The organism is Dolichospermum flos-aquae CCAP 1403/13F, from assembly GCF_012516395.1.
GTDB lineage: Bacteria > Cyanobacteriota > Cyanobacteriia > Cyanobacteriales > Nostocaceae > Dolichospermum > Dolichospermum lemmermannii.
Window position 1 is genome coordinate 3,613,165 of record NZ_CP051206.1, and the last position, 24,201, is coordinate 3,637,365.

Below are 24,201 nucleotides of genomic sequence, written 5' to 3' on the forward strand. Positions count from 1 at the left end.
AGGGAGGATTTTGCAGTAAGCTCAATTTGAATTGCAGTAAGACTTTACAGGACTTTAATTCTATGTCAAGTTCATTTTTGCCTACTATTTTGGCTTATTCCTCCTTTTTGCCTTCTGTTTTCGTTCCCCTAACTGGCTTGGTTTTACCAGCAGTTATTTTCGCATTTTTGTTTTCATACATTGAACGCGAAGATATTGCTTAATTAGGGTATGGGTAATTGGTTACTTAATTGTGTCACCAATTATCTATTTGAAAACAAACAAAACCGCCTATCTCATGGAGTTAGGCGGTTTTTATGGCGATTTTTGCAGAAGAAGTTCAAAAATGATAATCAAGCAAAAATCCAGTTTTTTGTATTTCTAATTGCTATCTTCTTCCAGAATAGTAGTTACCAAGTAGGTTAGGACGGAGATTGGATGAACTACCCCATCTTACTTCGTTGAAGATGGGGTTTCTACATCCCCTTAAAAAAGTCATCTTACAAAAGACTTTCAAACTTCCTATTCCCTGTTCCCTGCTATAGCATTACATTGAAGAACCAATTCCTGAGTAAGATCCATAAAAGAAAATACCTACAACAGTAATTACACCTAAACCTGCAATCGTAGCGACGACCCACAGGGGAATTCTTCCACTTCCAGACACAGTTTTTTCCTCACTTACAAAAATTGTCAGTTGTCAGTTGTCAGTTGTCAGTTGTCAGTTGTCGGTTGTCGGTTGTCGGTTGTCAGTTGTCAGTTGAGAATATTCTTTCTGTAACTTGTTACCTATTACCTATTACCTATTACCTATCACCTAACTAGCAACTGACGTAAAAAAGTCCAGTTAGTTAAAGAAGTAACTGGAAAATAGAATTCCGAGAACGAAGACTAATAGTAGTCCCAGGTAAAGAGAGGTACGGTTTAATTCAACCGGTTGTTGATTAGGATTAGGCGTTCTTTCCATGATTAACTCCTAGCGTTGAATAAACTGCATTGAGGCGATCGCGCCCAAAAAGAAGACAGTAGGGACAGCTAAGGTATGCACCGCGATCCATCTAACTGTAAAAATGGGATAGGTAACTGGTTGATTGATGTTATTACCGCTAGTCATGATCTCAAATTATTTTCCAATAAAGGTTTCTACTTGTTTTTTTGCTTCAAAACGATTGCTGACAATTGGCACTTCTTGACGGACTTGAGTAAAATACTCATTAGGACGAGGTGTGCCAAATACATCATAAGCCAGTCCAGTGCTGACAAATAACCAACCTGCAACGAATAATGCGGGAATGGTGATGCTGTGAATTACCCAGTAACGAATACTGGTAACAATGTCAGAAAACGGACGTTCTCCAGTGGTACCTGCCATTTATTTCACTCCCTTATCAAAAACTATTATTGAGTTTATTATCCTACAAAGTTTAGACAGAGTTACAACTTACAACTTTCTTCTGGTGAATACATCCATTATTGGGTGTAATTACGCCGCTGGGGCTGCTGTTGCTGCTGTTTTGGGGTTATATTTCAGTAAAACACCGCGATCGCCAATTATAAAACCTTGATCAGGGCTAAAAAATACAATTTTGTAAAGATTAGCTGCAACTGTCTCCACATCACGGTCTTTTTCCCAAGTTTTACCACCATCGGTGCTGCGAAGTAAATTACCGCTACCACCACCGATCCAAATTTCATCGGGTGTGCGATAAGCTAAATCGAGTAAACCCCAACTCGTGGATAACTCTGGATATTCTACCTCTAACCACTCTTCCGGTTTAGTAGGATCACTAAACTGAACTTGGCCACCTCGTGCTAACAACCACAATTGTCCATCGTTAGTAAAACCCATATTTTCTAAGCGACGGGAACTATTGCGGTTATGGGGTTGCCAAGCATTTTGTCCAGGTTCCCAAGTGGAGTAAAAACTGCCTTTAGCAGAAACAGCGATATACTTACCATCAGGCGATCGCTCCAGAGTCCGCACCACACCAACGGCCGCGTCTAAATTAGCTTTCCAATTTTGACCACCATCTGTGGTTTGATAAATCGCTCCGATGTCGGTAGCCATTTCCGCTGTATTCTGAGCTATTGCTGTAATGGCAATGGGGCTGCCGGGTAACTTTTCGCTTAAAGCAATCCGTGACCAAGACTTACCCTCATCAGTAGTATGGAGCAATAAAGAAGGTTCTCCAGCAATCCAACCTTCCTGACCAGAAAAACTAACGGAGTTAAAACGATATCTGGGATCATCCAACTCTAATTTTAGCGGTTGCCAAGTATCACCACCATCTTTAGTTTCTAAAAGAGTGGCATTACCACCCACCAAGTAACCATGCTGAGAGTTATTGGCAAAGCTAATATCTAACAACTTCGACTTTGTCGGGACATTAATCACCTGCCAAGGATTGTTGCTTATAGAAGGAACACTACTACACCCTATACAGGCGATAACTACTATTAACGCGGCAACAAAACTTTGCCACTTTTTCAAAATTGATTGCATCAGTATTACTGAGGGTTTCCAGTGGAGGTTTAATGAGATTTTCGCCGAATTGCGGTAAATAAAGATAGCGGTTTTTAATCTAGTCCGTAAAGACTAATAAAAAACAAGAAGCCAAGAGCCAAAGCCCCAAAAATCAAAATGTTCTTTTGAGTTGGTGTCAGGGTATTCACACCCAAACCGTAACCTAAGTTTTCCTTGAAACCAGAGGCAGTACCCGCTGGTCCAATATTCGCAAAAACAGTTTTCTTAGCTACACAAACTGGACAACGCCAATTTGTAGGTAGTTCGGCAAAAAGTGTTCCTGGGGGGACATCACTCTTGTCGTCTCCCTTCTCAGGTTCATAAACGTAACCGCAAGAGCGACACTCATAACGGTCTAACACTGGAGTTTCCATAGCTTGTTCAGCTTGTTCACTCATAGCTCGTAGTCTCGCAGAGGGGAATTTAAATATACGTTACAAATTATGACATAATTGCTGGACTTTTCTATCAACTCCCGGTTCGCTCATTTTTTTTGGAGTTCGAGAAATTGTCGAAAAACAGAAAATCTAGGTTGAGTAATGGTTTTATTGATTTCCGTTCTATAAAACTTACCCAAAATTATCAAGGTCTAGATACATCTGGACACCGATAATTTTGGCGTTTACTTCCTGTTTCATAAGAATACCCGGTAAGTGGGAAACGAGCGCGTCCTTAGACCTGAGAGGGAAGCGGCGCGAGCGGTTTTAACCGCTGCGGTATTTTCTGTATTATCCGTGATGCGGATCTTCAATATATTTTCTCACAGCTTCGCTACTAACGTTCCCTGCTGTACTTACAAAATAACTACTTGTCCAAAGAGACGGTAGTTTTTTTAATTGGGGAAATTCTTTTCTCAGGTAGCAACTAGAACGCCCTTTAAATGCCTTGATAACTAAATGTGGGGTGTCTGTAGGCTTGACGCTAATAAATAAATGGATATGGTCTGGAGCTACTTCTAAGGCTAAAATATCCCAACCTTTTTCTATGGCCAGTTCAGCAAAAATCTGTCTCGTTCTTGTTGCTATCTCCCCTACTAAAACCTTCTTCCTGCGCTTAGGAATAAATACAAAGTGGTAATTAACCAAGAATTTAACGTGGTTATGGGTTTTGTAGTCTTCTTGCGTTAACATATTTTTGTGTTGTTTTCTCTATACCTATTGACAATCCTAGTTTAATCAATTATTCTTGAGAAGTCAACTTTCATTACATCGTAAATTGGTGGTAAAAAATAAAAAGTCAATGGGAGTACAACAGGTTTTGTTGTCTCCCGACAATGAAATAAAGGCAATATTAGAATATCTTTGTCAACAGTCGGGTAAGCTCTATAACAGTGGTGTTTATTTGGCTAGACAAACATTTTTTAAAACTGGGAAGTTGTTGACGGGTAAGTTTGATTTAGCTTATGAACCTTCAGTAGCTAAAACTATGGTCGCTCAATCAATGCCATCTACACCCGCACAGCAAACTTTATTGTCTGTGATTGAGGCTTTTAAATCTTTTAAAGGATTACGCTCTTTATTCCTCAACGGACAATTACACTTTAAGCCTAAAGCTCCCGGCTATTTAACAGGTTCTAAACTTTTCAAAGTTGCCTATCCTAATAGCGGTGGACAAAAACCAACTCTAATTAATGGACAACTTAGATTTTCGTTAGGACTAACAGTTAAAAGATGGTTTGGAATTTCTGAATTTTTCCTACCAATGCCGTCAAACATAGATATCGCTCATGTTAAAGAGTTTACTATTCTACCTAAAAACGGTGCTTTTTATTTAGAGATGTCTTATGAAGTTGAGAAGCAAAACCACGTTTTAGACATCAATCAGGCATTATCTATTGACCTGGGAACGGCTGATAATTTAGCGGCTTGTGTTGATACATTGGGTAATTCCCTATTGATTGATGCCCGTGCAATGAAGTCAATGAACCAGTTGTGGAATAAAAAAGTATCAACACGAAAAGAAGGAAAACCGGAGGCTTGTTGGGATAATTGGTTAGACCGTGTGACCCGTAAACGTAACCACCAAATGCGTGACGGCATTAATAAAGCTGCAAAATTAATTATTGATCATTGCTTAAAATCCGGCATTGGTACATTAGTAATCGGCTGGAATGATGGTTTTAAATCTAACGCTAACATGGGGAGAATTAATAATCAAAAGTTTGTCCAAATGCCGTTAGGTAAACTCAAGGATAGGTTAAAACAACTATGCGATTTACACGGTATTAGATTTCAAGAAACCGAAGAGGCGTATACTTCAATTGCTAGTTTTCTAGATGGAGACTCCCTACCCGTTTATGGTCAAAAACCAGACGGGTGGAAAGCGTCAGGAAGACGAATTGAGCGGGGATTGTATAAGTCGGGTAATGGTTCAATGATAAATGCAGACTTGAACGGCGCAGCTAACATTCTGCGAAAAGTAGCCAGCAATTTAGGCATAGACCTAAGCTCACTGGGTAGACGGGTCTTGACGACCGTAGCGAGAACTAGACTTTGGGCGTTACCTAAGTTTACTCTGTCCGCAGAATCTCAGTCCCTTTAGGGCTGAGAGTGTCAATGAATTTTCCACATTTGCCATTTTTTACGGTTGCTGTGTCAAAATCAACTTATACATGAAGAAGTGCTAAAACTATATAAATTACAACTGCAAACTTGATTATGAGCGTCTTAATACCTCAGAAAATTTGATTATGAAAGAAGTCACTGCCAATTATGATGAATCATGGAAAGAAGCACTAAACGAGTATTTTGAAAGCTTCTTAATCTTCTTTTTTCCTGAAGTCCATCAATTAATTGATTGGACACAAACTCCTCGTTCTCTTGATAAAGAACTACAGGAAATCACGGCTTCATCAGCCACAGAAAAACGTATTGCTGATAAACTTTATCAAGTTTGGTTACTGGACAAACGAGTGATTTGGATATTGATTCACATTGAAATTCAAAGTCAATATGAAGTAGATTTTGGTGAACGGATGTATGTTTATAATTATCGTTCCTTTGATCTGTATCACAAACCTGTGGTTAGTCTAGCTGTTTTAGGTGATGAAAGTAATAAATGGCGACCTAATACTTATAGTTATGCCATTGGCGGGTGTGAAGTTAGTCTTAAATTTCCCATTGCTAAACTGCTTGACTATGAATCGCGTTGGCAAGAATTAGAAACTAATACCAATCCCTTTGCTATCATAGTAATGGCACATTTAAAAACCAAAGCAACTACTGGGAATTTATCAGAACGGGAGCAATGGAAATGGACATTAGTTCGCGGACTTTATGAGCGAGGATTAAATAAAGAGCAAATTGTGAAACTCTTTAAAATCATTGACATGATGATGACATTACCTGAGCAATTACAGCAAAAGTTAGTGAAGAAAATTAACAGTTTTGAGGAGGAAAGAAAAATGCCTTTTATCAGTCCTACAGAACAAATGGCAATAGAACGCGGTAAGGAGATTGGTGCTTTACAAAACGCTCGTAATTACATCACAACTGTTTTACAAGCTCGACTAGGTGAGGTTTCTTTAGAGATTATAGTATCTCTATCTCTGATTTCTAATCTATCTATTTTGGATGAAATGCTGAAACTGTCTATAACAGTTAATTCTTTAGATGATTTTAAACAGGCTTTAGAATCAGCAACATTGACATAATTAATATTCCTGGCCAATTATATTCGCCCTTTTATACTAAAAATGGCTGAATTGTTGGATTTTCTAGGTAAGGGTTTAGCTCATGCTTTACCCTTAAACATTTGTTTTTTTTGTGGAGTTATGTAGATAAAAAATCTTTAAATCTTTGTTATGAAAGAAGTCACTGCCAATTATGATGAATCATGGAAAGAAGCACTAAACGAGTATTTTGAAAGCTTCTTAATCTTCTTTTTTCCTGAAGTCCATCAATTAATTGATTGGACACAAACTCCTCGTTCTCTTGATAAAGAACTACAGGAAATCACGGCTTCATCAGCCACAGAAAAACGTATTGCTGATAAACTTTATCAAGTTTGGTTACTGGATAAACGAGTGATTTGGATATTGATTCACATTGAAATTCAAAGTCAATATGAAGTAGATTTTGGTGAACGGATGTATGTTTATAATTATCGTTCCTTTGATCTGTATCACAAACCTGTGGTTAGTCTAGCTGTTTTAGGTGATGAAAGTAATAAATGGCGACCTAATACTTATAGTTATGCCATTGGCGGGTGTGAAGTTAGTCTTAAATTTCCCATTGCTAAACTGCTTGACTATGAATCGCGTTGGCAAGAATTAGAAACTAATACCAATCCCTTTGCTATCATAGTAATGGCACATTTAAAAACCAAAGCAACTACTGGGAATTTATCAGAACGGGAGCAATGGAAATGGACATTAGTTCGCGGACTTTATGAGCGAGGATTAAATAAAGAGCAAATTGTGAAACTCTTTAAAATCATTGACATGATGATGACATTACCTGAGCAATTACAGCAAAAGTTAGTCAAGAAAATTAACAGTTTTGAGGAGGAAAGAAAAATGCCTTTTATCAGTCCTACAGAACAAATGGCAATAGAACGCGGTAAGGAGATTGGTAAGGAGATTGGTAAGGAAATTGGTAAGGAGATTGGTAAAGAGATTGGTGCATTACAAAATGCTCGTAATTACATCAAAACTGTTTTACAAGCTCGATTGGGTGAGGTTTCTTTAGAGATTACAGCATCACTGGCTCAGATTTCTAATCTATCTATTTTGGATGAAATGCTGAAACTGGCTGTAACAGTTAATTCTTTAAATGATTTTAAACAGGCTTTAGAATCAGCAACATTGACATAATTAATAGTTAAACGGGCGGTTTCTAACCGCGTCTACACAGGCAAAAGCCACACTATGGCTAACGCCACGCTACGCTATCGGCAAGCTCAGTGACCGCCTACGTGGGTTTCAAATCCTTGATTTTTCGTTAGTCCGCGCAGGCGGACTTTGTCTGTGTAGCCGTGACTTCTAGTCGCCGGGGCTTAAATTGACTCGCCGTAGGCATCATATATATTTAAAGTTTTCTGTCCTCTAAGAGGTTGTTTGAAAAGTATTAGATGAAACCGATAATCTCCAGAAACCTAACCCCCCTTCCCCCCTTCCCTACAAGGGAATGGGGGTTTCAAAGCCTCTCCCCGCGTCGGGGAGAGGTTTGGAGAGGGGTTTATTTATACATTAAAAACTTTTCAAACATCCTCTAAGTCCTATGTGGTAAAACCCCGAAATATCCTACTCAGGTGAGATTTTTTGGGAAAGAAATAAATATCTAACTTTTGGTGGATGTAAAGGTTTTTTTATACTTAATATTATCGTCTTGGGACAATTATTTACAAAAACCAGGTTAATTTTATGACATCTACACTTGCTAACGGTTTGATTGCTGATGAGTTGTACCTTAACCCAGCCCTAAAACAAGTAGGACTGTATCTGAAAGATTTTGCAATACTTTGTCCATTTAAAAAAATATCCTAACTTGTCGCATAGATATAGAGCTTGACACTTATCAGTATTTGTGTCAAACTTGTGCGTGTATAGTCTTTAACTAAAAAGTGTTACAGGTTGTGACACATCCTATCGCCTTCAAACATTATTTTAATACCAATAATTAATTAAATCCATGAATACTGTACTCAATTCTGCTCTGAAGCTGACCTATAACCAACTCAGCACCTTTGCTGGTTTAGATAATTTCTGGAATCTATTCGATACCGCTTTTGGTACACAATACAACCGCAGCGGTGCGGAAATTCTGCGTTTACAGTGGCTATCTGGTGATTTTAGTCAACTTCCCCAAATTGAAATTCTTGATAGTAACATTCTTGGCGGTGCTAATGGGGCTTATGCCAGTAGTGAAAATAAGATTTATTTATCAGCTAATTTTGTCGTAACTTCTACAGCAGAAACTTTGGTTGGTACGCTGTTAGAGGAAATTGGGCATTTTGTAGATGCTCATATCAATCTCAGTGATAGTGCTGGAGATGAAGGGGCGATTTTTGCCGCTTTGGTACAGGGTAACAGTCTGGATACTCAGACTTTACAGGCTTTGAAGGCTGAGGATGATCACGCGACCATTACTGTAAATGGGCAAAATATTCAGGTAGAGCAGCAGAATTTTACAGGAACTAACGGGAATGATACCATTACAGGAACTTCTGGGGATGACACTATTAGTCCCTTACGAGGACAAGACCAAGTAGATGGTGGAGCAGGAAATGATGTATTAATTGTAGATTACTCCAGCAATACCTATACAGGAACATCACCACAAGCTGGGATTTCTAGCAATGTTTATAACAATGGCAATGGTGGTTTTGATGGTTATTACTCTGCTTACTACAACACAAGTTATAACTCTGACCAAGTAAGTTTCAGTAATATAGAACGGTTCCAAATTACGGGAACAGGTGCTAACGACACCATCGTTACCGGGGATGGTAATGATACGATTAATGGTGGCGCTGGGAATGATGTAATTACCGGGGGAGCAGGCATCAATGTCATTGATGGAGGTGCAGGAATTGATACCATCACTGATGCCAACTTCAGTTCAGCTACCACAGCTTTAAGCATTGACGATAGTAATACCGCTAAAAACTTTACCTTACCAGATGGTACGACTATTACCAACATTGAAAGGTTTACTGGTCTAATAACAGGTAGTGGTAACGATGTTATTAACTTCAGTCAACGGATTAATAAAAGCTTGAATACAGGTAATGGAGATGACACCATTAATGCCGGGTTAGGACAAAACCAAGTAAATGGAGGAGCAGGGAATGATGTATTAGTTGTAGATTACTCCAGCAATACCTATACAGGAACATCACCACAAGCGGGGATTTCTAGCTCGGTTAATAACAATGGCAATGGTGGTTTTAATGGTTATTACTTTGCTTACTACGACACCAATTGGAACACTGACCAAGTAAATTTCAGTAATATAGAACGGTTCCAAATTACCGGAACAAGTGCTAATGACAATATCGTTACCGGGGATGGTAATGATACGATTAATGGTGGCGCTGGGAATGATGTAATTACCGGGGGAGCAGGCATCAATGTCATTGATGGAGGTGCAGGAATTGATACCATCACTGATGCCAACTTCAGTTCAGCTACCACAGCTTTAAGCATTGACGATAGTAATACCGCTAAAAACTTTACCTTACCAGATGGTACGACTATTACCAACATTGAAAGGTTTACTGGTCTAATAACAGGTAGTGGTAACGATGTTATTAACTTCAGTCAACGGATTAATAAAAGCTTGAATACAGGTAATGGAGATGACACCATTAATGCCGGGTTAGGACAAAACCAAGTAAATGGAGGAGCAGGGAATGATGTATTAGTTGTAGATTACTCCAGCAATACCTATACAGGAACATCACCACAAGCGGGGATTTCTAGCTCGGTTAATAACAATGGCAATGGTGGTTTTAATGGTTATTACTTTGCTTACTACGACACCAATTGGAACACTGACCAAGTAAATTTCAGTAATATAGAACAATATAGAACGGTTCCAAATTACCGGAACAAGTGCTAATGACAATATCGTTACCGGGGATGGTAATGATACGATTAATGGTGGCGCTGGGAATGATGTAATTACCGGGGGAGCAGGCATCAATGTCATTGATGGAGGTGCAGGAATTGATACCATCACTGATGCCAACTTCAGTTCAGCTACCACAGCTTTAAGCATTGACGATAGTAATACCGCTAAAAACTTTACCTTACCAGATGGTACGACTATTACCAACATTGAAAGGTTTACTGGTCTAATAACAGGTAGTGGTAACGATGTTATTAACTTCAGTCAACGGATTAATAAAAGCTTGAATACAGGTAATGGAGATGACACCATTAATGCCGGGTTAGGACAAAACCAAGTAAATGGAGGAGCAGGGAATGATGTATTAGTTGTAGATTACTCCAGCAATACCTATACAGGAACATCACCACAAGCGGGGATTTCTAGCTCGGTTAATAACAATGGCAATGGTGGTTTTAATGGTTATTACTTTGCTTACTACGACACCAATTGGAACACTGACCAAGTAAATTTCAGTAATATAGAACGGTTCCAAATTACCGGAACAAGTGCTAATGACAATATCGTTACCGGGGATGGTAATGATACGATTAATGGTGGCGCTGGGAATGATGTAATTACCGGGGGAGCAGGCATCAATGTCATTGATGGAGGTGCAGGAATTGATACCATCACTGATGCCAACTTCAGTTCAGCTACCACAGCTTTAAGCATTGACGATAGTAATACCGCTAAAAACTTTACCTTACCAGATGGTACGACTATTACCAACATTGAAAGGTTTACTGGTCTAATAACAGGTAGTGGTAACGATGTTATTAACTTCAGTCAACGGATTAATAAAAGCTTGAATACAGGTAATGGAGATGACACCATTAATGCCGGGTTAGGACAAAACCAAGTAAATGGAGGAGCAGGGAATGATGTATTAGTTGTAGATTACTCCAGCAATACCTATACAGGAACATCACCACAAGCGGGGATTTCTAGCTCGGTTAATAACAATGGCAATGGTGGTTTTAATGGTTATTACTTTGCTTACTACGACACCAATTGGAACACTGACCAAGTAAATTTCAGTAATATAGAACGGTTCCAAATTACCGGAACAAGTGCTAATGACAATATCGTTACCGGGGATGGTAATGATACGATTAATGGTGGCGCTGGGAATGATGTAATTACCGGGGGAGCAGGCATCAATGTCATTGATGGAGGTGCAGGAATTGATACCATCACTGATGCCAACTTCAGTTCAGCTACCACAGCTTTAAGCATTGACGATAGTAATACCGCTAAAAACTTTACCTTACCAGATGGTACGACTATTACCAACATTGAAAGGTTTACTGGTCTAATAACAGGTAGTGGTAACGATGTTATTAACTTCAGTCAACGGATTAATAAAAGCTTGAATACAGGTAATGGAGATGACACCATTAATGCCGGGTTAGGACAAAACCAAGTAAATGGAGGAGCAGGGAATGATGTATTAGTTGTAGATTACTCCAGCAATACCTATACAGGAACATCACCACAAGCGGGGATTTCTAGCTCGGTTAATAACAATGGCAATGGTGGTTTTAATGGTTATTACTTTGCTTACTACGACACCAATTGGAACACTGACCAAGTAAATTTCAGTAATATAGAACGGTTCCAAATTACCGGAACAAGTGCTAATGACAATATCGTTACCGGGGATGGTAATGATACGATTAATGGTGGCGCTGGGAATGATGTAATTACCGGGGGAGCAGGCATCAATGTCATTGATGGAGGTGCAGGAATTGATACCATCACTGATGCCAACTTCAGTTCAGCTACCACAGCTTTAAGCATTGACGATAGTAATACCGCTAAAAACTTTACCTTACCAGATGGTACGACTATTACCAACATTGAAAGGTTTACTGGTCTAATAACAGGTAGTGGTAACGATGTTATTAACTTCAGTCAACGGATTAATAAAAGCTTGAATACAGGTAATGGAGATGACACCATTAATGCCGGGTTAGGACAAAACCAAGTAAATGGAGGAGCAGGGAATGATGTATTAGTTGTAGATTACTCCAGCAATACCTATACAGGAACATCACCACAAGCGGGGATTTCTAGCTCGGTTAATAACAATGGCAATGGTGGTTTTAATGGTTATTACTTTGCTTACTACGACACCAATTGGAACACTGACCAAGTAAATTTCAGTAATATAGAACGGTTCCAAATTACCGGAACAGGTGCTAATGACAACATCGTGACCGGGGATGGTAATGATACGATTAATGGTGGCGCTGGGAATGATGGCATTACTGCAGGTGCTGGTAATGACACTATTGATGGTGTGAATGGAGCAAGTCTTACTCCCGGATTAGGAGAAATAGATAGCCTCTCAGGTGGAACAGGAAGCGATAGATTTATCCTTGGTGACTTCAATTGGATTGGTTACGACGACGGACTGAGCAACAGTGCAGGTACTAACGATTATGCTCAAATCACCGACTTCAACACCAGCGAAGGGGATATCATTCAACTCAAAGGCGTAAGCACAGACTATCTCCTAGCTGTATCTGGTGCAGACACCCAGATTTTGATCAATAAACCCGGAACCGAACCTGATGAACTCATTGGTATCATCAAAAATCAAACCGGTTTAAGTCTCACAGCTAACTACTTCGCCTATAATCAGCCATCCATTTCCCTCACTGTTGCGCCTAGTAGTGTCTTGGAAGACGATGCAACCAACTTAGTTTACACCTTCACCCGCACAGGCGACTTCACCAACGCCCTCACCGTCAACTTTGGCATTGCGGGTACAGCCACCTTCAACACTGACTATACCCAAGCAGGAGCAGCTACCTTTAACGGCACAACCGGAACTATCACCTTTGCCGCTAATGCCAGCACAGCTACCCTCACCATTGACCCCACTCCCGATAATTCCATCGAGTCCGATGAAACCATTACTCTCACCCTGACCACTGGTACAGGATACATCCTGGGGACAACTACCGCCATTACAGGTACAATCACCAACGATGATATTGCCAATCAAGCCCCAACGGATATTACTCTCTCCAAAAACACCATTGCTGAAAATTCAGTCCTAAATTCCCTAGTTGGTAACTTCAGCAGCACCGACCCCAACGCACTTAACACCTTTACCTATAGCCTAGTTGCAGGTACAGGAGACAGTGATAACGACCTGTTTACCATCCAAAACAACCAACTGCAAACCAACGCCATTTTCGACTACGAAAACAACAATATTTACACTATTCGAGTTCGTACCACAGACCAAGGCAACTTATCCTATGACAAATCATTAACCATCAATATTACCGATGTTAATGAAAGCCCAACCAATATCACTCTATCCAACAACACCATTAACGAAAATCAACCCATTGGTACAACAGTTGGTACTCTCAATACCATTGACCCCGACCAAGGAAACACCTTTACCTATCGGCTTATAAATGGAGCAGGTGCTACCGATAACGCTCTTTTCACCATCCAAAACAACCAACTGCAAAGCAACGCTATCTTCGACTACGAAACGAAGAACACCTACAGTATTCGAGTCCGAACCATTGACCAAGGACGCGCTCTGTACGATAAACAGTTAACCATTAATATTGGCGATTTACCCGACTCTTACACCCCAATTGAATCAGCAGGGAACACCAAACTAGTCAAAGATACCACCAACAAATACTTTACCCAAATTGGAACAAATACCCCAACTGCTATTAAAAATGGTGGACAACAAATCTACCAAGATATCTACGGTTCAGGATGGCAAACGATAGCCGCAGAAACGGTTAATGGAGATAACCAAGTTCTCTGGAAAAACGTTTCTGGAAACTATCTGCATATCTGGAGTTTAGATAGTAACTGGAATTTTGTTTCTTCTCAAGGAAATTGGGGATTAAATTCTGCTGATGCTTTCACCCAAGAAACTAACTTTGCCATAGATGCTAATGGTGATGGTATTATTGGCAATCCTTATACTGCAATTGAATCAGCAGGTAATACCAAATTGGTTACAGATACCACCAACAAATACTTTACCCAAATCGGAACAAATACCCCAACCGCTATTAAAAATGGTGGACAACAAATCTACCAAGATATCTACGGTTCAGGATGGCAAACGATAGCCGCAGAAACTGTCAATGGGGATAATCAAGTTCTTTGGAAAAACGTTTCTGGAAACTATCTGCATATCTGGAGTTTAGATAGTAACTGGAATTGGGTTTCTTCTCAAGGAAATTGGGGATTGAATTCGGCTGAAGCTTTAGCTCAAGAAACTAACTTTGGCATAGATGCTAATGGTGATGGTGTTATTGGCAATCCTTATACTGCAATTGAATCAGCAGGTAATACTAAATTAGTCAAAGATCCAACCAACAAATACTTTACCCAAATCGGAACAAATACCCCAACCGCTATTAAAAATGGTGGACAACAAATCTACCAAGATATCTACGCAGGATGGCAAACGATAGCCGCAGAAACTGTCAATGGGGATAACCAAGTTCTTTGGAAAAACGTTTCTGGAAACTATCTGCATATCTGGAGTTTAGATAGTAACTGGAATTGGGTTTCTTCTGAAGGAAATTGGGGATTGAATTCGGCAGAAGCTTTAACTCAGGAGACTATTTTCGGCATAGATGCTAATAGTGATGGTGTGATTGGTAATCCCTCTAGTCTGACTTTGACAGGTACTAGTGGTAATGATTTCCTCGTTGGTGGTGCAAATAATGATATTCTCACTGGTGGGGGTGGTAAAGATACTCTAACTGGTGGTTTAGGTGCTGATAAGTTTGTTTACCAAAATTTTACTGATTCTCTCTTAGCTAACTTTGATGTGATTACTGACTTCAACGCCACCACAGGTAATGATTTATTCCGTGTTTCTACCGCACGAGCCGGGTTTGTGAATGTGGGCGCAGTTAATACCCTGGATGCTGCTGGTATGGGGGCAAAATTAACAGCCGCAGCCTTTGGGTCAAATTTTGCGGCTCAATTCAGTTTTGGACAAAAAACCTTTGTGGCTATTAATGATGCAACCGCAGGGTTTAATGCTGCTACTGATGCCATTATTGAGGTTACAGGATTAACCGGAACATTGAATGTCAATAATTTTGTGATTGTTTAGAAGATATTCAGCAAGTCAAACTTCCTACTGTTAATTAACCAAAACGGTTGGGACATGGACTTTGACAAAATTACGAAAAACCTAGATTTGTAGGGGTTTAGCAGTGCTAAACCCTTACCCACAGAATCAAATGATTAAGCCGTGTTGAGTATAAATAGTTCGACTTGTTTATAAGTGCTTAGAAACTGAGGTTAATAATCAAAAGGATTCAAATATACTGAGATCACCGACTTTTCTAAAAAGTCGGGGATCTCAATACAAATTCGAGAAAGCCCTAAAAGATATAATGTAAAAGAACATGATCCATATATTGCAGTGAACAGTTATCAGTAAACGCCTGTCAAGCTATAATTCTGATAACTGATAGCTTATTCCCTTACACCATTAGCGGTAGAAAAACATTGTGTTTGTTCTTAGCGGTTACGAGTACCTTCTAGGCTTTTTTCTCCTGTGTAGCCTAGTTCCAGTCCTAGCACTGTCAGCCTCAAAAATTCTTAGACCCACTGGTAACAGTCTGGAAAGACGCACAACTTACGAATGCGGACTAGAACCCATTGGCGGAGCTTGGATTCAGTTCAACATTCGTTACTATATGTTTGCTCTGGTCTTCGTTGTCTTTGACGTAGAAACAGTATTTTTGTATCCTTGGGCAGTTGCATTTAACCGTTTGGGTTTATTGGCATTTATCGAAGCCCTAGTCTTTATTTCGATTCTTATCATCGCCTTAGTTTACGCATGGCGCAAAGGAGCTTTAGAATGGTCGTAAATTCTAATATCATCACCCCAGACAAAGAACAAATCATCAACCCCATTCAACGGCCGACAGTTACCCATGAACTGTCAGAAAACGTCATTTTAACCACCGTTGATGACCTTTACAACTGGGCGCGGCTTTCTAGTTTGTGGCCTTTACTGTTTGGTACAGCTTGCTGCTTCATTGAATTTGCGGCTTTAATTGGCTCTCGCTTCGACTTTGACCGTTTTGGGTTAATTCCTCGTTGTAGCCCCCGACAAGCCGATTTAATCATCACTGCGGGAACAATTACCATGAAGATGGCTCCCCAGTTGGTGCGTCTTTATGAACAAATGCCCGAACCCAAGTATGTGATTGCCATGGGCGCTTGTACAATTACTGGGGGAATGTTTAGCGTTGACTCACCTACCGCAGTACGCGGAGTTGATAAGCTGATTCCTGTAGATGTATATTTGCCTGGTTGTCCTCCCCGTCCAGAAGCGATTATTGACGCAATTATTAAACTGCGGAAAAAAATTGCCAACGAGTCTATGCAGGAACGGGATAACATCAAGCAAGTTCACCGCTACTACAGTACAACTCATAATATGAAGCCAGTTCCCGAAATATTAACTGGTAAGTATATGCAGTCAGAAACCCGCTTCAATCCCCCCAAAGAATTGACGGAAGCAATTGGTATGGCTGTACCCCCAGGATTGTTGACAGCAAAGACACAGAAGGAGGAACAAGCACGTGGCTGAAGAAGAATCCAAACCAGTTCCCGTAGCGGAAGCACCTCTAGTTAAACCCGGTAAAGTTTCCCAATGGTTAGGGTCAAATGGCTTTTTCCATGAGTTTCTAGAACTTGACGCTAACGGAGTAGAAATAATTAAAGTCCCCGCAGATTTTCTACTGCCTATTTCTACAGCTTTGTATGCCTATGGGTTTAATTATCTCCAATTTCAGGGAGGAATTGACTTAGGTGCAGGAGAAGAATTGGTAAGTGTTTATCATTTACTCAAAGTTAGTGATAATGCTGACCGTCCTGAAGAAATCAGGGTGAAAGTGTTTTTACCCAGAGAAAATCCCTCTTTGCCTTCAGTTTACTGGATTTGGAAAACAGCAGACTGGCAAGAACGGGAAAGCTATGATATGTATGGCATCATTTATGAAGGTCATCCTAACTTAAAGCGGATTTTGATGCCAGAAGATTGGGTAGGTTGGCCTTTACGCAAGGATTACATCTCACCTGATTTTTACGAGTTACAAAATGCTTATTAAGTATTGCTGAAATTGAATTTTCAGTAGTGACAATTAACCCCTTTCCAGTTGTGGAGAGGGGTTTAAGTTATAAGTCTTTATTTGTGTAATAGTGAATTATAAATAATTATCCAAGCATCAATTAATGTAATTATAAGTTAAGAATTTTAGGGACTTTCAAGAAATAAATTATCCTGATTAACGAACCACAGAGGCGCAGAGGACACAGAGGAATAAGGGTTTGAGAGATTTTTGCATTAGGTTGTTGAGTATTTTTTTTATTTGGAAGTCCCTTAGTTATAATAAAAAATATAAATGCTGGTTAATTAAGAGTTAGAGATAGGTAAAATATCATGTTAAAAATACAACCTCCAACCATAATTGATTTTTATCCTTTAATAGCTGCTAAAGATAAGGATGATACAGCAAATTGTCATCAAACGTGCTACAGGTGGAAAGGGTTAAACCCATTACTAAACTTCGTTTGGCAATTAATTATTTTAGTAAAATTTCTAATTTATAAGGATGGTTAAATGAACAATAATAAATGCTGTAATGGCAATAACTGGTTAAACTAGAATTTACAACCTGAATACAGGAAAACCCATCATGATCATTGCTACCCAAGCATACCAAATCACTTGGGAAAAACTACCCGATGATTACATTCTCCCAGATGATCCAGTGGACAACATCTATCAACCAGCCCAAGCCTCTGCCCTGACTGAAAGCCTCCAACTAGCTGGTAAACTTCCCCCCAGTTGCCTCACAACGACTAACTACGGTATCTGTGCCACCGTAAATGGCAAAATTGTCATTAAAGCTCCTGATTGGGCTTATATCCCGGAAATTCGCGGCACTAAAAAAGAAGTCTTTCGTAGTTATACACCCGAACTCCAGGGAGATATTCCAGTTATCGTTATGGAATTTATCTCTGATACAGACGGAACAGAATATTCCATTAAACCAACTTATCCTCCAGGAAAATGGTTTTTCTATGAAAAAATCTTAAAAATACCCAATTACGCTATTTTTGAACCCGATAACGGTAGTTTAGAATTTTACCAGCTAAACTCTAATACAGGTTTGTACACTTTGCAAAATCCTCACGAAAACCAACTTTACTGGATAGAAGAAATGAATCTTTATCTGGGAGTGTGGGAAGGGACAAGAGAAAACTTAACTGGTAAATGGTTAAGATTGTGGGACGAACAGGGAAATTTATTGTTGTGGAGTTCAGAGTTAGTAGAACAAAAACAACAAGAGATAGAACAAGAAAAACAACGCGCAGAACAGGAAACACAGCGTGCTGAAAGACTAGCTGCACAATTAAGAGCATTAGGTATCGAACCAGAAAACTAAAAGTAGGGTGGGACTCGCCCACCTTATAATTAATTAACTAGCAATAACAGCAATACAATCAATTTCTACTAACACATTTTTAGGTAAACGGGAAACTTCCACACAAGCACGCGCTGGGGCGGTATCTTCGGAAAAATATTTTGCATAAACCGCATTTACAGCGGCAAAATCATTCATATCAGCTAAAAATACACCAGTTTTGACCACATCTGCAAATGTAGCCCCTGCTTCTGTGAGGATAGCTTCAATATTTCTCATTACCTGTTCTGTTTGCTTAACCACATCTTCGGTATAAACAACATCACCTAACCGGGGATCTATGGCAATTTGTCCAGCTACAAATAACATTTGTCCAGAAGCGAGAATTGCTTGATTATAGGGTCCAACTGGTGCAGGTGCTTTATCGGTACGGATTACTTTACGAGTCATAATATTTATCTCTTTTGGCTCTTTTGTTAATGGTGTTTCTGGTTTACCGAATTCTAAATCTGTAGGTGTTTGGTAAACTTCTCCATCTGGCATTATCGCACCTGTCAGGTCAGCATTTTTAAAGGTTGCACCATAAATATTCGCGCCGGTTAAATCTGCTCCCGTTAAATCTGCATTATAGAAGTCTATTTCACTCAGATTTACACCTTGAAGGTCTATACCTCTGAGATTTACGGAATGAAATTGTCGTTGTCCAGCAGCGTATTTTTGTAAAAGTTCTTCAGCGTCCATAATGCACCATTGAATACCATACAAACAGTATAAAACAATACTTGATGTTAAAGTACAGGTATTGATGGCAATGTTGCCTAATGATTAACATAGTGCTACAGTAGCACCATATAACACTGCATGACAAAAAGAGGAAAATCAAGAGAAAATGAAAGCATAGAAATACTAAGCATTGCCATTATGCCTGAAGGAAAAAGACTAAACATATATTTCACTGATGAAGATGATTTAAAGCTTTATGCAGAAATATCAACAGCAGCGAAAAACGAAAAACGCTCAATGAGCCAAATGATAAAAATACTTGTCAGTGATGCCATAGCGAAGCGCCAACACCAAAAACAATAAGAACTAACATGACTACAGAACAAAGACTTGACCGCGTGGAAACTGAATTTGCTACCATTCGTCAACTACTGATCTCAGCCGCTACCTATGCTGAATCAGCTAATCGGCGGATTGATGAGTTAGGTACAAAACAAGACCGCACTCAAATCATGTTGGATGAGTTAGGTGCAAAACAAGACCGTTCCCAAATCATGTTGGATGAGTTAGGTGCAAAACAAGACCGTTCCCAAATCATGTTGGATGAGTTAGGTGCAAAACAAGACCGTTCCCAAATCATGTTGGATGAGTTAGGTGCAAAACAAGACCGCACCCAGACACAACTTGACCAGTTAGGAATGCGAATTGATCAATTATCAAGTAGAGTTGATGAATTTATCTTTCATACTCAGCGTCTATTTAACAAAGCAGGTGGTGAGATAGAAGAAACAAAGGCAAGAACTGAAAGATTAGAAGCAATTATGTTAAAACTTGATCGAAACTATGAAGAGCAAAAATCGCAGTTTCAGGAGTATCAACTGACAACTAATGCAGCATTGGAACGAATTGACCGAGTTTTAGATTATCTATTGAGACAGTCAGGAAATTAAACAGCTTGGGTTTAGCATTGTGCTTTACCCCTACAGATTTCTTCTCTCTTCTTCTCTTCTCTTACTTTGTGCCTTTGCTCCTTAGCGTCTTTGCGCGAAACCATTCCAATCTCCTACCCCAACCTCGGACGAATCCCATAATTTCTATATTGCCAATAATCCCGCAAAATCCGGTCATGATCAAAACACAAATTACCTGGAACACACCAAGGCTCAAAAATACCCAACCCCTTAGCATCATCACCCGCTAAAGGCTCACCCGTAGCTGTTGCTAAAAACACAATACTAATCGTATGTTTACGAGGATCGCGCTCAGGATCAGAATATACTAATAACTGTTCTATTAACTCTACTTTTAAGCCTATTTCTTCTTCTGCTTCCCTAATTGCTGCCTTTTCTACCGATTCACCATAATCAACAAAACCACCGGGTAGCGCCCAGCCTAAAGGTTCATTATGTCTTTCAATCAGGATAATGGGGCGATGAGGTCTATCAATTAATTCAATAATAATATCAACGGTGGGTGCAGGATTTCTGTAAGTCATGATTCGGTTATGGTAGGGATTATAGATCCCCGACTTCTCAAAGAAGTCGGGGATCTGAGTTAATCTTCTCATTTCTTCACGAATCACAACAGTCAAGACTGACTATGCCATGATAAATTCAATGCGTAAGTCCTAAAAATATATTTCAGGTTAAATATGCCTTTTCCTAGATCCAGTGGTATTTTACTTCATCCTAGTTCTTTTCCCAGTCGGTTTGGTATTGGGGATTTGGGTTTGGAAGCTTATCGGTTTATTGATTTTCTCAAACATAGTCATCAGCAATATTGGCAAGTTTTACCTCTAGGTCCGACTGGTTACGGTAATTCCCCTTATATGTGCTACTCCGCAATGGCGGGAAATTACTTTTTGATTAGTCCCTCAAAGTTGCTAGATGAGGGTTTGTTAATTCCAGAAGATTTGGCTGATTTACCAGATTTTTCTGTAAATAAAGTAGATTTTAACGAAGTTATCCCTATTAAGGTTAATCTACTCATTAAAGCTTGTGAGGATTTTAAAACTAAAGCAAATTCAACTCAAAAAGCAGCTTTTGCTAAGTTTTGTGCTGATAAAGGCTATTGGTTAAATAATTATGCGCTATTTATGGCGATTAAAGATATCCAAGACGGTGCAAGCTGGTACAATTGGGAGCCAGAATTAGCAAAGCGTGAACCAGCAGCTTTAGCCCAGATGGAAAAAGATTTGGAAGAGGAGATTTTTTATTACAAGTTTGTTCAATATGAGTTCTTCCGGCAGTGGTCAGAACTGAAAAAATATGCTAACGAAAATGGGATAGAGATTATTGGTGATATTCCCATTTACGTAGCCCATGATAGTGCTGATGTGTGGGCTAATCCTGAGATTTTTGCTTTAGATGAAGAAACGGGAGAAGTGGCTTTAATGGCGGGAGTTCCACCCGACTACTTTAGCGCTACTGGTCAATTGTGGGGAAATCCGGTTTATAACTGGGAAGAATTGCAAAAACAAGATTTCAAATGGTGGATATTACGCTTTGAGGCGATGCTGGATTACGTGGATATAATTCGCATTGATCATTTCCGGGGTTTTGAGGCTTATTGGGCTGTTCCCCAGGGAGAAACTACTGCCATGAATGGCGAATGGATTGAAGCGCCTGGAGTGGCTTTATTTGAGGCAATTAGAAAGCGTTTGGGTAAGTTACCTGTTTTGGCGGAGGATTTGGGAATTATTACGCCAGAAGTGGAGGCACTGCGAGATCAGTTTGAGTTTCCAGGGATGAAGGTGTTGCAGTTTGCCTTTGGTTCTGATCCCGGAAATCCATTTTTACCCTTTAACTACACTCGTAATGCTGTAGTTTATACAGGTACTCACGACAACGATACGACTGTAGGCTGGTTTAACACGGGAAATGATTATGAAAAGCAAAATTTATTGTTGTATTTGGGTTGTATAAGTCCTGATGGTATACACTGGGACTTAATTAGATTAGCTTTAAGTTCGATCGCTAATCAAGCGATTATACCTTTGCAGGATGTATTAGGTTTGGGAACTGAAGCCCGGATGAATTTTCCTAGTACAGCGGAGGGAAATTGGGAGTGGCGTTACCAACCAGGTGTATTAACGCCAGATTTAAGCGATCGCTTAAAAACTCTCACTCTCCGTTACGGACGCGCTCATAGAGAAAAGTAGGGGAAGTGGGGGAAGTAGGGGGAGTAGGGGAGAAATTTTCTTCCTTCTGACAACTAACCACTGACAACTGACCACTGACCACTGACAACTGACTCCTATGAGTTTGGTTTAGCAGCAATCTTGATTTCTTTGGATTTCCCGATTTCTCCCATTTCCTTTGCTTCCTGCTGATTCACGCTCATTAACACACCACCAGCATTATCAGTTTTTACTGTCAGTTGGTCAGTGGCGTTCCAAGTGCGACTAGAACCTTGTGGTAAAACTCCCTCAAAGGCGGTTTTACCATCTGTAACCACACTAATCCAAGATGAGGTTTTTAAAGTCACACCAATTTGTACGGATTGATGCTCTTTCTTGCTGAGTAATGTATTACTAGCTGTTTCTTGCCCTTTTGACTGCGCTGCTGTATTTGGTTGAATTTGGCGGTTATTTGCCTGCAAGGTGGCATTATTCAACAACTGGGATAAACCGTTCACAGAACAGAAAATTAACCCGATATAAAGCAGGTAAAGATGAATAGGACGTAATTGAGGAACAGCTTGTGCTTTCCAATGGGATTTAACACCCACTGATTGAGAACCAATGGGGAAATGACTGGCAAATTCTGCTCCCCGAACTCCTAAAGCTTCTGCAAACTGTCTAATTAAGCCTTGAATATAAATTGGTTCTGGTAAGTCGTTTAAATTACCTTCTTCAATTGCTTGCAAAAGTCGTCGAGGAATTCTAGTTAATCCGACTAACTCATCCAGATTTAAACCTTTTTCTTGCCGTAGTGAAGCTAGTTGTGAGCCAAGTTGTCCTAACTTTTCGGCTTGATGTTCCTTGATAGAAGGTTTGATTGGCTGTTCATCCTTCTTTCTGAACCATTTCATATTTTTCCTTTACTCCTTAACTCGGCTTTGTCTGAATCGGTGTGCGAATTATCTGCTTATTTAAAAAACTCATCTCATCTTCACTAAGATGACGATATTTACCAGATGGCAAAAATGCTGTTGTTGAGGTTTTTAATTGAATTAAACCAATAGCCGTACGATGTAGCTTGATAACTGGATATCCCAATTGTTCGGCTATGCGGCGAATTTGACGGTTTCTTCCTTCCTGTAAAACGATCTCTAACCAGCTTTGATCAATATAAGTTTCAATTAAGCGCACTTGAGCAGGTCTTGTGATTCTTCCTTCCAGAACTATACCCTGACTCCACTTTTTGAGAACTGTTGCTGGAGGACGGCCTTGAACAACAACACGATAGGTCTTAGTAATACTATGACTGGGATGGGTAAGTCCATAGGTCAGTTCCCCATCATTGGTTAAAATCAATGCTCCTGTGGAGTCTACATCCAAACGGCCTACCGGGTGAATACCCCATCCGGTTCTTAACTCTGACGGTAGCAGATCCAAAACGGTTGGTCTTCCTTGAGGATCATGGCAAGTAGAGACAATTCCGGCTGGTTTATGCAGTAATAAATACATTTTGGATGGTCGCTGTTCTGCCAGCACAGGTTGACCATCAATAGAGATTTTGTCTTGAGAGGGATCGACTTTTTGACCTAAATGTGCTACTACCCCGTTAACACATACTCGTGATTGCCTCATCATTTCTTCGGCTTCACGTCGTGAGGCGATACCCCATTGAGCTAGAATTTTTTGTAACCGTTCCTCCATGTTTAAATTGTGATTTTCTTGCTGAATATTTTTATACTACTAATGTTTGCACTTTGTTGTTAACAAACTTCCATGTTAAAGTTA

The 24,201-nt window shown here is 39.7% G+C and carries 24 protein-coding genes and 1 pseudogene; 14 read left to right on the forward strand and 11 right to left on the reverse strand.

The annotated features are described in order from the left end of the window. The first annotated feature begins 62 nt into the window (after positions 1-62). A complete protein-coding gene (psaI, locus tag HGD76_RS17430; protein ID WP_015081480.1) occupies positions 63-203 on the forward strand; it encodes a photosystem I reaction center subunit VIII in 141 nt (46 codons plus the stop codon). A gap of 323 nt (positions 204-526) precedes the next feature. Here the strand turns inward: psaI and HGD76_RS17435 are convergent, their stop codons facing one another. The 7 genes from HGD76_RS17435 to tnpA all read right to left on the reverse strand — a co-directional run bounded on the left by HGD76_RS17435 (position 527) and on the right by tnpA (position 3,633). After that, positions 527-646: a photosystem II reaction center protein J gene (locus HGD76_RS17435; RefSeq protein ID WP_015081481.1), complete on the reverse strand. Its 120-nt coding sequence runs from the start codon at positions 644-646 to the stop codon at positions 527-529. Positions 647-826: 180 nt separating this feature from the next. Then, on the reverse strand, positions 827-946 hold the full coding sequence (gene psbL, locus HGD76_RS17440) for a photosystem II reaction center protein PsbL (protein ID WP_015081482.1): 120 nt from the start codon (positions 944-946) through the stop codon (positions 827-829). Positions 947-955: 9 nt separating this feature from the next. Next, the gene (gene psbF, locus HGD76_RS17445) at positions 956-1,093 is read right to left on the reverse strand and encodes a cytochrome b559 subunit beta (protein WP_010997987.1); all 138 of its coding nucleotides are present in this window, start codon (positions 1,091-1,093) and stop codon (positions 956-958) included. A gap of 9 nt (positions 1,094-1,102) precedes the next feature. Then, on the reverse strand, positions 1,103-1,351 hold the full coding sequence (gene psbE / locus HGD76_RS17450; protein WP_015081483.1) for a cytochrome b559 subunit alpha: 249 nt from the start codon (positions 1,349-1,351) through the stop codon (positions 1,103-1,105). A 111-nt stretch (positions 1,352-1,462) separates the two neighbouring features. Then, on the reverse strand, positions 1,463-2,482 hold the full coding sequence (locus HGD76_RS17455) for a photosynthesis system II assembly factor Ycf48 (RefSeq protein WP_168696530.1): 1,020 nt from the start codon (positions 2,480-2,482) through the stop codon (positions 1,463-1,465). A gap of 74 nt (positions 2,483-2,556) precedes the next feature. Further along, positions 2,557-2,901, reverse strand: coding sequence for a rubredoxin (locus HGD76_RS17460; protein ID WP_015081485.1), 345 nt, complete (start codon positions 2,899-2,901; stop codon positions 2,557-2,559). 330 nt (positions 2,902-3,231) lie between these two features. After that, on the reverse strand, positions 3,232-3,633 hold the full coding sequence (gene tnpA, locus HGD76_RS17465; protein ID WP_168696531.1) for an IS200/IS605 family transposase: 402 nt from the start codon (positions 3,631-3,633) through the stop codon (positions 3,232-3,234). Positions 3,634-3,742: 109 nt separating this feature from the next. On the opposite strand from tnpA, the gene HGD76_RS17470 reads away from it, so the two are divergent. The 10 genes from HGD76_RS17470 to HGD76_RS17515 all read left to right on the forward strand — a co-directional run bounded on the left by HGD76_RS17470 (position 3,743) and on the right by HGD76_RS17515 (position 18,593). Further along, positions 3,743-5,044: an RNA-guided endonuclease InsQ/TnpB family protein gene (locus tag HGD76_RS17470; protein ID WP_168697485.1), complete on the forward strand. Its 1,302-nt coding sequence runs from the start codon at positions 3,743-3,745 to the stop codon at positions 5,042-5,044. A gap of 148 nt (positions 5,045-5,192) precedes the next feature. Further along, a complete protein-coding gene (locus tag HGD76_RS17475) occupies positions 5,193-6,155 on the forward strand; it encodes an RpnC/YadD family protein (RefSeq protein ID WP_168696532.1) in 963 nt (320 codons plus the stop codon). Positions 6,156-6,305: 150 nt separating this feature from the next. Next, on the forward strand, positions 6,306-7,316 hold the full coding sequence (locus HGD76_RS17480) for an RpnC/YadD family protein (protein WP_168696533.1): 1,011 nt from the start codon (positions 6,306-6,308) through the stop codon (positions 7,314-7,316). Positions 7,317-7,865: 549 nt separating this feature from the next. Continuing rightward, positions 7,866-7,988, forward strand: coding sequence for a hypothetical protein (locus HGD76_RS25955; protein ID WP_267904268.1), 123 nt, complete (start codon positions 7,866-7,868; stop codon positions 7,986-7,988). A 145-nt stretch (positions 7,989-8,133) separates the two neighbouring features. Beyond that, positions 8,134-10,065 carry a beta strand repeat-containing protein gene (locus tag HGD76_RS25495; protein ID WP_168696534.1) on the forward strand — a complete coding sequence of 644 codons (1,932 nt, stop codon included), beginning with the start codon at positions 8,134-8,136 and terminating at the stop codon, positions 10,063-10,065. Between the two features lie 292 nt (positions 10,066-10,357). Next, complete coding sequence (locus tag HGD76_RS25500; protein ID WP_168696535.1) at positions 10,358-15,238, forward strand: bluetail domain-containing putative surface protein; 4,881 nt, start codon at positions 10,358-10,360, stop codon at positions 15,236-15,238. 403 nt (positions 15,239-15,641) lie between these two features. Continuing rightward, positions 15,642-16,004, forward strand: a complete 363-nt coding sequence (locus HGD76_RS17500; RefSeq protein WP_015081487.1) for an NAD(P)H-quinone oxidoreductase subunit 3 — start codon at positions 15,642-15,644, stop codon at positions 16,002-16,004. Continuing rightward, a complete protein-coding gene (locus HGD76_RS17505) occupies positions 15,995-16,732 on the forward strand; it encodes an NADH dehydrogenase subunit K (RefSeq protein ID WP_168696536.1) in 738 nt (245 codons plus the stop codon). The genes HGD76_RS17500 and HGD76_RS17505 overlap by 10 nt, the downstream gene beginning before the upstream one ends. After that, positions 16,725-17,252: an NAD(P)H-quinone oxidoreductase subunit J gene (locus HGD76_RS17510; protein ID WP_015081489.1), complete on the forward strand. Its 528-nt coding sequence runs from the start codon at positions 16,725-16,727 to the stop codon at positions 17,250-17,252. The genes HGD76_RS17505 and HGD76_RS17510 overlap by 8 nt, the downstream gene beginning before the upstream one ends. A gap of 588 nt (positions 17,253-17,840) precedes the next feature. Continuing rightward, entirely contained in the window at positions 17,841-18,593 is a 753-nt protein-coding gene (locus HGD76_RS17515; protein ID WP_168696537.1) for a Uma2 family endonuclease, read from the forward strand. 33 nt (positions 18,594-18,626) lie between these two features. Here the strand turns inward: HGD76_RS17515 and HGD76_RS26135 are convergent. Further along, a pseudogene (locus tag HGD76_RS26135) lies at positions 18,627-19,235 on the reverse strand (Rid family detoxifying hydrolase); the annotation flags it as partial. A 198-nt stretch (positions 19,236-19,433) separates the two neighbouring features. Here HGD76_RS26135 and HGD76_RS17525 point away from each other — a divergent pair. After that, entirely contained in the window at positions 19,434-19,658 is a 225-nt protein-coding gene (locus HGD76_RS17525; protein WP_041458142.1) for a ribbon-helix-helix domain-containing protein, read from the forward strand. A gap of 8 nt (positions 19,659-19,666) precedes the next feature. Continuing rightward, positions 19,667-20,245: a 6-aminohexanoate hydrolase gene (locus HGD76_RS17530; RefSeq protein WP_168696539.1), complete on the forward strand. Its 579-nt coding sequence runs from the start codon at positions 19,667-19,669 to the stop codon at positions 20,243-20,245. Between the two features lie 113 nt (positions 20,246-20,358). On the opposite strand, the gene HGD76_RS17535 is transcribed toward HGD76_RS17530, so the two are convergent. Further along, positions 20,359-20,790 carry an NUDIX domain-containing protein gene (locus tag HGD76_RS17535; protein ID WP_168696540.1) on the reverse strand — a complete coding sequence of 144 codons (432 nt, stop codon included), beginning with the start codon at positions 20,788-20,790 and terminating at the stop codon, positions 20,359-20,361. Positions 20,791-20,946: 156 nt separating this feature from the next. Between HGD76_RS17535 and malQ the strand changes: the two genes are divergently transcribed. After that, positions 20,947-22,455, forward strand: coding sequence for a 4-alpha-glucanotransferase (gene malQ, locus HGD76_RS17540; RefSeq protein WP_168696541.1), 1,509 nt, complete (start codon positions 20,947-20,949; stop codon positions 22,453-22,455). 95 nt (positions 22,456-22,550) lie between these two features. Here malQ and HGD76_RS17545 read toward each other — a convergent pair whose 3' ends face one another. Together HGD76_RS17545 and HGD76_RS17550 are read right to left on the reverse strand one after the other, a co-directional pair. Next, positions 22,551-23,327, reverse strand: a complete 777-nt coding sequence (locus HGD76_RS17545) for a helix-turn-helix domain-containing protein (protein WP_168696542.1) — start codon at positions 23,325-23,327, stop codon at positions 22,551-22,553. Positions 23,328-23,343: 16 nt separating this feature from the next. After that, the gene (locus HGD76_RS17550; protein WP_168696543.1) at positions 23,344-24,117 is read right to left on the reverse strand and encodes a pseudouridine synthase; all 774 of its coding nucleotides are present in this window, start codon (positions 24,115-24,117) and stop codon (positions 23,344-23,346) included. Positions 24,118-24,201: the final 84 nt, after the last annotated feature.

Excerpts from the sequence above, each read along its gene's own strand:
- psaI (WP_015081480.1), top strand. The coding sequence starts at position 63 with ATGTCAAGTTCATTTTTGCCTACTATTTTGGCTTATTCCTCCTTTTTG.
- psbL (WP_015081482.1), bottom strand. The coding sequence starts at position 946 with ATGGAAAGAACGCCTAATCCTAATCAACAACCGGTTGAATTAAACCGT.
- psbF (WP_010997987.1), bottom strand. The coding sequence starts at position 1,093 with ATGACTAGCGGTAATAACATCAATCAACCAGTTACCTATCCCATTTTT.
- psbE (WP_015081483.1), bottom strand. The coding sequence starts at position 1,351 with ATGGCAGGTACCACTGGAGAACGTCCGTTTTCTGACATTGTTACCAGT.
- HGD76_RS17455 (WP_168696530.1), bottom strand. The coding sequence starts at position 2,482 with ATGCAATCAATTTTGAAAAAGTGGCAAAGTTTTGTTGCCGCGTTAATA.
- HGD76_RS17460 (WP_015081485.1), bottom strand. The coding sequence starts at position 2,901 with ATGAGTGAACAAGCTGAACAAGCTATGGAAACTCCAGTGTTAGACCGT.
- tnpA (WP_168696531.1), bottom strand. The coding sequence starts at position 3,633 with ATGTTAACGCAAGAAGACTACAAAACCCATAACCACGTTAAATTCTTG.
- HGD76_RS17470 (WP_168697485.1), top strand. The coding sequence starts at position 3,743 with ATGGGAGTACAACAGGTTTTGTTGTCTCCCGACAATGAAATAAAGGCA.
- HGD76_RS17475 (WP_168696532.1), top strand. The coding sequence starts at position 5,193 with ATGAAAGAAGTCACTGCCAATTATGATGAATCATGGAAAGAAGCACTA.
- HGD76_RS17480 (WP_168696533.1), top strand. The coding sequence starts at position 6,306 with ATGAAAGAAGTCACTGCCAATTATGATGAATCATGGAAAGAAGCACTA.
- HGD76_RS25955 (WP_267904268.1), top strand. The coding sequence starts at position 7,866 with ATGACATCTACACTTGCTAACGGTTTGATTGCTGATGAGTTGTACCTT.
- HGD76_RS25495 (WP_168696534.1), top strand. The coding sequence starts at position 8,134 with ATGAATACTGTACTCAATTCTGCTCTGAAGCTGACCTATAACCAACTC.
- HGD76_RS17505 (WP_168696536.1), top strand. The coding sequence starts at position 15,995 with ATGGTCGTAAATTCTAATATCATCACCCCAGACAAAGAACAAATCATC.
- HGD76_RS17515 (WP_168696537.1), top strand. The coding sequence starts at position 17,841 with ATGATCATTGCTACCCAAGCATACCAAATCACTTGGGAAAAACTACCC.
- HGD76_RS17525 (WP_041458142.1), top strand. The coding sequence starts at position 19,434 with ATGACAAAAAGAGGAAAATCAAGAGAAAATGAAAGCATAGAAATACTA.
- HGD76_RS17530 (WP_168696539.1), top strand. The coding sequence starts at position 19,667 with ATGACTACAGAACAAAGACTTGACCGCGTGGAAACTGAATTTGCTACC.
- HGD76_RS17535 (WP_168696540.1), bottom strand. The coding sequence starts at position 20,790 with ATGACTTACAGAAATCCTGCACCCACCGTTGATATTATTATTGAATTA.
- malQ (WP_168696541.1), top strand. The coding sequence starts at position 20,947 with ATGCCTTTTCCTAGATCCAGTGGTATTTTACTTCATCCTAGTTCTTTT.
- HGD76_RS17545 (WP_168696542.1), bottom strand. The coding sequence starts at position 23,327 with ATGAAATGGTTCAGAAAGAAGGATGAACAGCCAATCAAACCTTCTATC.
- HGD76_RS17550 (WP_168696543.1), bottom strand. The coding sequence starts at position 24,117 with ATGGAGGAACGGTTACAAAAAATTCTAGCTCAATGGGGTATCGCCTCA.